The 7,893-nt window shown below is 72.1% G+C and carries 6 protein-coding genes; 3 read left to right on the plus strand and 3 right to left on the minus strand.

Features of this window, described 5'->3' with window-relative positions:
• The first annotated feature begins 29 nt into the window (after window positions 1-29).
• Both pheS and pheT read left to right on the plus strand, forming a co-directional pair.
• Window positions 30-1,148: a phenylalanine--tRNA ligase subunit alpha gene (gene pheS, locus ABD299_RS24510; protein ID WP_344266826.1), complete on the plus strand. Its 1,119-nt coding sequence runs from the start codon at window positions 30-32 to the stop codon at window positions 1,146-1,148.
• Entirely contained in the window at window positions 1,148-3,673 is a 2,526-nt protein-coding gene (pheT, locus tag ABD299_RS24515) for a phenylalanine--tRNA ligase subunit beta (protein ID WP_344266829.1), read from the plus strand. The genes pheS and pheT overlap by 1 nt, the downstream gene beginning before the upstream one ends.
• A gap of 102 nt (window positions 3,674-3,775) precedes the next feature.
• Here the strand turns inward: pheT and ABD299_RS24520 are convergent, their stop codons facing one another.
• Window positions 3,776-4,669, minus strand: coding sequence for an ATP-dependent DNA ligase (locus ABD299_RS24520; protein WP_425581419.1), 894 nt, complete (start codon window positions 4,667-4,669; stop codon window positions 3,776-3,778).
• Window positions 4,666-5,553 (minus strand): non-homologous end-joining DNA ligase, encoded by an 888-nt coding sequence (ligD, locus tag ABD299_RS24525; RefSeq protein WP_344266832.1) that lies wholly within the window; start codon window positions 5,551-5,553, stop codon window positions 4,666-4,668. Before ligD ends, ABD299_RS24520 begins: the two co-directional genes overlap by 4 nt.
• A 29-nt stretch (window positions 5,554-5,582) precedes the next feature.
• Between ligD and ku the strand changes: the two genes are divergently transcribed.
• A complete protein-coding gene (gene ku / locus ABD299_RS24530) occupies window positions 5,583-6,623 on the plus strand; it encodes a non-homologous end joining protein Ku (RefSeq protein WP_344266835.1) in 1,041 nt (346 codons plus the stop codon).
• 95 nt (window positions 6,624-6,718) lie between these two features.
• On the opposite strand, the gene ABD299_RS24535 is transcribed toward ku, so the two are convergent.
• A complete protein-coding gene (locus ABD299_RS24535) occupies window positions 6,719-7,579 on the minus strand; it encodes a 3-hydroxybutyryl-CoA dehydrogenase (RefSeq protein ID WP_344266838.1) in 861 nt (286 codons plus the stop codon).
• Between the last annotated feature and the right edge of the window lie 314 nt (window positions 7,580-7,893).

The raw sequence follows: 7,893 nt of genomic DNA on the forward strand, positions 1-7,893 counted from the left end.
AGCCACCCCCATCGGAAGTACGGGAAGAGATGTCGGCACCCAACAAGTCCTACGACCCAGTCGAGGTCGAGGCACTGAAACCGGAAGAGATCGACCGGGCGCGGGACGAGGCCCTGGCGGCTGTCGCCGCGGCGAGTAGCCTGCCGGAACTGCGCGAGGTGAAGGCCGCCCACGCGGGCGACCGCTCCCCGCTGGCCCTGGCCAACAGGGAGATCGGGGCGCTGCCGCCGCAGGCCCGGGCGGAGGCCGGCAAACGCGTCGGCCAGGCGCGCGGCGCGGTCAGCCGGGCGCTGCGGTCCCGCCAGGAAGAGCTGGAGGCCGAGCGTGACGAGCGGGTCCTGGTCGAGGAGGCGGTGGATGTCACGCTGCCCCACGACCGGGTGCCCTCCGGAGCCCGGCACCCCCTGACCACGCTCTCCGAGCGGATCGAGGACATCTTCGTGGCCATGGGGTACGAGGTGGCCGAAGGGCCCGAGGTGGAGGCCGAGTGGTTCAACTTCGACGCCCTCAACATCGCCCCGGACCACCCGGCGCGCACGATGCAGGACACCTTCTTCGTGCGGGGCCGCGAGCAGGAGGATTCCGGTGTGGTGCTGCGCACCCACACCTCGCCGGTGCAGATCCGCTCCCTGCTCGGCCGCGAGCTGCCGGTGTACGTGATCTGTCCGGGGCGCGTCTTCCGCACCGACGAGCTGGACGCCACCCACACCCCGGTCTTCCACCAGGTGGAGCTGCTGGCGGTCGACGAGGGCCTGACCATGGCCGACCTCAAGGGCACCATGGACCACATGGTGCAGGCGCTCTTCGGCGAGGACATGCGCACCCGGCTGCGCCCGAACTACTTCCCCTTCACCGAGCCGTCCGCCGAGATGGACATGCTCTGCTACAAGTGCCGCGGCGCGTCCGTCGGCAACCCCGACCGGCCCTGCCGGACCTGCTCCAGCGAGGGGTGGATCGAGCTGGGCGGCTGCGGCATGGTCAACCCGCGGGTGCTCACCGCCTGCGGTGTGGACCCGGAGCGGTACAGCGGCTTCGCCTTCGGGTTCGGCATCGAACGGATGCTGATGTTCCGCCACAACGTCGAGGACATGCGAGACATGGTCGAGGGTGACGTCCGGTTCACCCGGCCCTTCGGGATGGAGATCTGATGCGCGCCCCGCTTTCCTGGCTGCGGGAATACGTCGACCTCCCGGCCGGTGAGACCGGCCGGGACGTGGCCGCGAAGCTGATCGACGCCGGGCTGGAGGTGGAGACCGTTGAGCAACTGGGCAGAGGACTGTCCGGTCCGCTGGTCGTCGGCAAGGTCCTGGCCATCGAGGAGCTCTCGGAGTTCAAGAAGCCCATCCGCTACTGCCAGGTGGACGTCGGGGACGCCAACGGCACCGGCGAGCCGCAGAACATCATCTGCGGGGCCACCAACTTCGCCGTGGGTGACAAGGTAGTCGTAGTACTGCCCGGCGGAGTCCTGCCCGGTGACTTCAAGATCACCGCGCGGAAGACCTACGGCAGGGTCTCCGAGGGGATGATCTGCTCGGCCGCCGAGCTCGGCATGGGCGACGACCACAGCGGCATCATCGTCCTGCCCGCCGAGCACGCACCGGGCACCGACGCCATCGGCCTGCTGGAGATCGTCGACGAGGTCCTGGACATCGCGGTCACCCCCGACCGGGGCTACGCACTGTCGATGCGCGGCATCGCCCGCGAGACGGCGATCGCCTACGGCCTGCCGCTGCGTGACCCGGCGCTGCTGGATGTCCCGGCGCCGAACACGGACGGTTTCCCCGTCGAGGTGACCGACCGGGCCGCCTGTGACCGTTTCGTGGCCCGCACCGTCACCGGGGTGCGCCCCGGGACGAGCTCCCCGCTGTGGCTCCAGCGAAGGCTGCAGAAGGCCGGCATGCGCCCCATCTCCCTTGCCGTGGACATCACCAACTACGTGATGCTGGAGCTCGGCCAGCCGCTGCATGCCTATGACCGGGCCCGGCTGGAAGGACCCATCGGGGTCCGCAGGGCCGAGCGCGGGGAGAAGCTGACCACCCTGGACGGCACCGAGCGCACCCTCGATCCGGAGGACCTGGTCATCACCGACCGCAATGGGCCGGTCGGCCTGGCCGGGGTGATGGGCGGTGCCGACACCGAGATCGCCGATGCCGCCGCGGAGCAGGGAATCGGCGAGCCGGGGGGCACGACCGACATCGTCGTGGAGGCGGCGCACTTCGACCCGGTCGCCATCGCCCGGGCCGCCCGCCGCCACAGGCTGTCCTCCGAGGCGTCGCGGCGCTTCGTGCTCGGCGGCGACCCGGAGGCCGCCGAAGCGGCCCGGCAGCGGGCGGTCGACCTGCTGGTGCTGCTGGCCGGCGGCACCGCCGAACCCGGCGTCACGCAGATCGCCGCCCCCGTCACCCCGCGGACGGTGCGGATGCGCGCCGACCACCCCGACCGGGTCGCCGGTGTGACCTACGGGCGCGAGGCCGTGGCGCGCCGGCTCCAGCAGGTGGGCTGCGACGTCTACGGTACTGACGAGCTGATCGTCACCGTGCCGAGCTGGCGTCCCGACCTCGCCGCCCCCAACGACCTGGCCGAGGAGGTCATCCGGCTGGAGGGGTACGAGACGCTCCCCTCCACGCTGCCCCGGCCGCCCGCCGGCCGCGGGCTGACCGGCCGGCAGCGGCTGCTCCGCCGGGTGGGCAGGGCACTGGCCGGCGCCGGCTACGTGGAGGCCCCGAACTACCCGTTCCTCGGGCAGGCCGCCCTGGAACAGCTGGGACTGCCCGCGGACGACGACCGCCGTCGCACCGTGACGCTGGTCAACCCGCTCTCCGACGAAGAGCCCGCGCTGCGGACCACGCTGCTGCCCGGGCTGCTGGCCGCGCTGCGCCGCAATCACGGACGGGGCAGCACCGACCTGGCACTGTTCGAGACGGGTCTGGTGTTCCGGCCGACAGGAGAGGAGCCGGAGGCCGTCCGGCTCCCGGTCGACCGCCGTCCGTCCGACGAGGAGATCGCCGCGCTGGATGCCGCGCTGCCCCGGCAGCCGCGCCGGGTCGCGGTGGTGCTCGCCGGGGCCCGCGAGCTGTCCGGCTGGTGGGGGCAGGGCCGCGCCGCGGGATGGGCGGACGCGGTGGAGGCCGCCCGCGCTGTCGCCCGGGAGGCGGGTGCGGAGCTTTCGGTCGCCGCGGACCGCCACGCGCCGTGGCACCCCGGGCGGTGCGCGGCCCTGTACGCCTCCGTGGACGGTGAGCGGACCCTGGTGGGGCACGCCGGGGAGCTGCACCCGAGGGTGATCAAAGCCATGGGGCTGCCCGAGCGGACCTGCGCGATGGAGGCCGATCTCGACCTGCTCGCCAGGGCGGGTGCCGGAGGAGTGAGCGCACCGCACGTGTCCTCCTTCCCGGTGGCGACCCAGGATGTCGCCCTGGTGGTGGACGCGGCGGTACCCGCCGCCCGGGTCGAGGCGGCGCTGCGTTCCGGCGCCGGGGAACTGCTGGAGTCGCTGCGGCTCTTCGACGTCTTCACCGGTGAGCAGGTCGGGGAGGGCAAGAAGTCGCTCGCGTACGCTCTGCGCTTCCGTGCCGCGGACCGCACACTCACCGCCGAGGAGGCGTCGGCGGCGCGGGACGCGGCCGTCGCTGCCGCCGTCGAGCGCAGCGGCGCGGTGCTGCGCGGCGCCTGAAAGGCTCGGCCGGCGGGCGGCCGGGAGGGGACCGACGACATCCGCCGGTCCCGTCCCGGCCGCTTCCCTGTGAGGTGGTGTTCCCGCGCCGGGCGCGGGCGGTCACTCGGGCCGGCGCAGCCGGGTGACGACGGTTTCCGCGTGGCGGGTGGTGCTGCGCAGCACTTCCACGGTCAGCCCGGACGGCACCGGCCGGTAGACCGTGCCGTCGCCGGCCAGGGCGGTGGCGGGATCCGGCGCGGCCGGCCCGGCGAGGGCCGAGGCGATCTCCGCGCGCTGGGCCGGGGCCAGCGGGGCGGAGATCACCGGTGTGTCGTCGTCCGGCAGGACCAGCGCCAGCGCCCGGGGCCGGAACGCCGGGCCCACTGTCCCCACCACCGCGGCCTCCCGGGTCTCGCTGTGGCGGAGTTTGCGCCACTCACCACGGCCGGCCCGGTAGGGCTGGTCCAGGCGTTTGATCACCAGTCCCTCCACGCCGGTGGGCGGCAACGAGTCGTACCAGGCCCTCGCCACGTGGGGATCAAGTGTCTGCGGCACGGCCTGCACCGGTGGTCCGAGCTGTTCGAGCAGCGCGGTCAGCCGAGCGCGGCGCTCCCGCAGCGGCAGCCGCCGGAGGTCCTCGCGCCCCAGCGCCAGCAGGTCGAACACGGCGTAGGAGGCGGGCAGCTCTCGGGCCAGCCCGGCCGCCCGTACCCGGCCGGCCGCCGCCCGGCGCTGCACGGCGGCGAAGTCGGTGCGCCCGGCCCGCGTCCACACCACCGCCTCACCGTCCAGCACGGTTCCCTCCGGCAGCCGTTCCACGGCCGTCGCGAGGTCGGGGAAACTGTCGGTGACCAGGCGGCCGGAGCGTGCCTGGAGCAGTACACCGGAGCCGGTCCGGAAGGCCACCATTCGGTGTCCGTCGAACTTCGGCTCGTAGGCCAGATCCCCGCGCGTGGGCAGGGTGCGCACGGTGCGGGCCAGGGCCACTCGCACCGGTGGCCGCAGCGCGCTCACCGCGGCGCCGGGAGCGGCCGGGCCCGCTCACGGTCCAGCAGCCCCGCCAGCAGGTCGCCATGGGCCTCCAGCCGCGCGGCTACGTGCTCGATCTCGAAGCGCAGCTGCTCCGGGTTCTCGCACCGCCCGATCTCCTCCCACGTCACGGGCGTGGAGACGACCGGGGAGGCCCGCGCCCTCGCGGTGTAGGGAGCTGCCGTGGTCTTGGCCCGGGCGTTCTGGCTGAAGTCGATGAACACCTTTCCCGGACGCAGCCGGCGGGTCATCGTCGCGATGGCCAGCCCCGGCAGCTCCCGCGCGGCCCGGACCGCCAGTGCCCTGGCGTACTCGGTGACCTCCCGGGAACCGGCCGGTTCGAGCGGGACGAGCAGATGCAGGCCCTTGGCCCCGGAAGTCTTGGGATAGGCATGGAGGCCATCGGCGGCCAGCACCTCGCGCAGCCACATCGCGACCTCGCAGCACTCGACGATTCCGGCCGGCGGGCCCGGATCGAGATCGAGCACCAGCCGGTCGGCCTCCCCGGGGGAGCGGCACGGCCACTGCGGGGTGTGGAGCTCCACGACCAGGTTGGCCGCCCACACCAGGCTCGGCGCGTCCTGCACCAGAATCTGCGCCGTGGTGCTGCCGTCGGAGTGCGGAACCATGCAGGTGTTCACCCAACCGGGGGTACCTGGCGGAACGTTCTTGGTGAAGAACACCTGGCCCCGCGGCCCGTCGGGGTAGCGCAGAAGACTCAGCGGGCGATCGCGGAGGTGGGGCAGCAGGGCGCCCGCGTTGGCGGCGTAGTAGTGCAGCAGCTCGCCCTTGGTCGTGCCTCCCGGATAGATCACCTTCTCCAGATTGCTGAGGGTCAGCCGGCGCCCTTCCACCTCGATGACAGGCATACCCTGAGAATGCATGAAAGGGGCAAATGATGCGAACCATATGGAAGGGTGCGATTTCATTCGGCCTGGTGAGCATTCCCGTCAAGGTCGTGGGTGCCACGGAGAACCACAGCGTGTCCTTCCGGCAGGTCCACACCGCCGACGAGGGGAGGATCCGCTACCGCAAGGTGTGCGAGCTGGAGGGCGAGGAGGTGCCCAGCGAGGAGATCGGAAAGGCGTACGAGGCCGCGGACGGCTCGCTGGTCCAGCTGACGGACGCCGACTTCGCCTCGCTGCCGCTGCCCACCGCCCGGACCATCGAGATCCTCGGCTTCCTGCCGGTCGGCAGCATCGACCCCTACCAGCTGGACCGTTCCTACTACCTGGCCCCGGACACCGGAGCGGCCAAGCCCTACGTGCTGCTGCGTGAGGCCCTGAGGCGAGGTGACAGGGGAGCCATCGCCAAGCTCGCGATGCGGGGACGGGAAACGCTGGCTCTCCTGCGTGCCCTGGAGGGGGACGTCCTCGGCATGCACACCCTGCTGTGGCCCGACGAGATCCGGCCCGCGGCGGGTCTGGAGCCGGACGAAAAGGTCACCGTGCGGGATGCCGAGCTGGATCTGGCCGACACCCTGATGAACTCCCTGGGAGAGGTGAATCTCGAGGAGCTCCACGACGAGTACCGCACCGCACTGGAGTCGCTGGTGAGGGCCAAGCTGGCGGGACGGGAGCCCGAGATGCCGGGGGAGCGGCCGGCGGGAGGCCGGGTCATCGACTTGATGGCGGCCCTGGAGGACAGCGTCCGCACCGCCAGGGAGAGCCGCGGCGAGGGGGCCGGAGCCGAGACGGGGGCCGAGGGCGAGGAGGCGACGGTGACCTCCTTGGAGCGGCAGAACGGCAAACCGGCCGCAGGGGCCGGCGGCAGACGGAAGACCGCCAAGAAGACCGAGACGAAGACCGCCCCGGCCCGCAGGAAGCGGCCGGCGGCGAAGAAGGAGGCCGGCCGGAAGGAGGAGCGGAAGGAAGGGGGCAAGCCCGCCCGGAAGAAGACGGCCGCCGAGAAGTCCGGCGGGCGCAAGCGGGCCTCCTGAGCACCGCGCGACCGTCTGTCATCCGCCGGTGCGCGGGGCCTTTCCGGGCCCGCCTCCCCGCGGAGAACCGCGCGGGGAGGCCGAGGGCACCGGGATCAGAGGTAGGAGTAGAAGCCGGCGCCGGACTTGCGCCCCAGGTGGCCGGCGGCGACCATCCGCAGCAGCAGCGGCGGAGCGGCGTACAGGGGTTCCTTGAATTCTTCGTACATCGAGTCCGCCACCGAGGCCACGGTGTCCAGGCCGATCAGGTCGGCGAGCTTGAGCGGCCCCATGGGGTGGGCACAGCCCAGCTCCATGCCGTTGTCGATGTCCTCCCGGCTGGCGGCGCCGGACTCGAACATCCGCACGGCGGACAGCACGTACGGAATGAGCAGAGCGTTCACCACGAAGCCTGAGCGGTCCTGTGCCCGGATGGCGTGCTTGCCCAGTATCCCGGTGACCACGGCCTCGGCCCGCCCGACGGTCTCCTCCGAGGTGGTCAGCGCGGGGATGATCTCCACGAGCCGCTGCACCTGGGCCGGGTTGAAGAAGTGGATGCCGATCACCTGCCCCGGCCTGGTGGTGGCCACTGCCAGCTTCACCAGCGGGATGGAGGAGGTGTTGGAGGCCAGGATCGCGTCGGGACGGGTGACCACCTGGTCGAGCACCTGGAAGATCTCGGTCTTCACCGGCTCGCTCTCCACGACGGCCTCGATCACCAGATCGCGGTCGGCGAACTCCCCGAGGTCGGTGGTGAAGGTGAGCCGGGCAAGCGTGGCCTCCCGCTGCTCAGCGGTGATCTTTCCCCGCCCGGTGGCCTTGTCAAGCGAATGGACCAGCCGGCTCCGTCCCAGCTCCAGTGCCTCGCCGGTGGTCTCCGCGACCTTCACCTCGAGTCCGGCCCGCGCGCACACCTCCGCGATACCCGCCCCCATCTGGCCGCACCCGACGACTCCGACCCGTTCGATGTCGGTCACACCCATGCCTTTCGCTGGTCAACACGTCATGGGGCGACAAACACGCCGACCGCGCTGTCACCGCCGCGACCGACGTTACTCCGGATGCGGCCGTGGGGGACCGGCCGGGGTCGGTCCCCCACCCTTGTTCAGCATGATCTAGCGCGGAACCCCGGCGGTGGCGATGTTGACGATGCCGAGGTCCACGCCGATGAAGCCGTCCGGCTCGTACGTCTCGGCCTCGGGAACCTCGCACGTGGCGATCAGATGGAAGACGCCGTCACGCTCGATCAGGTCGCATCCACCGGCTACCAGGCCGCCGGAGGCGCCCTGAA

Origin of the sequence: Streptomyces sodiiphilus (assembly GCF_039529215.1) — a bacterium.
In the GTDB taxonomy this organism is placed as follows: domain Bacteria; phylum Actinomycetota; class Actinomycetes; order Streptomycetales; family Streptomycetaceae; genus Streptomyces; species Streptomyces sodiiphilus.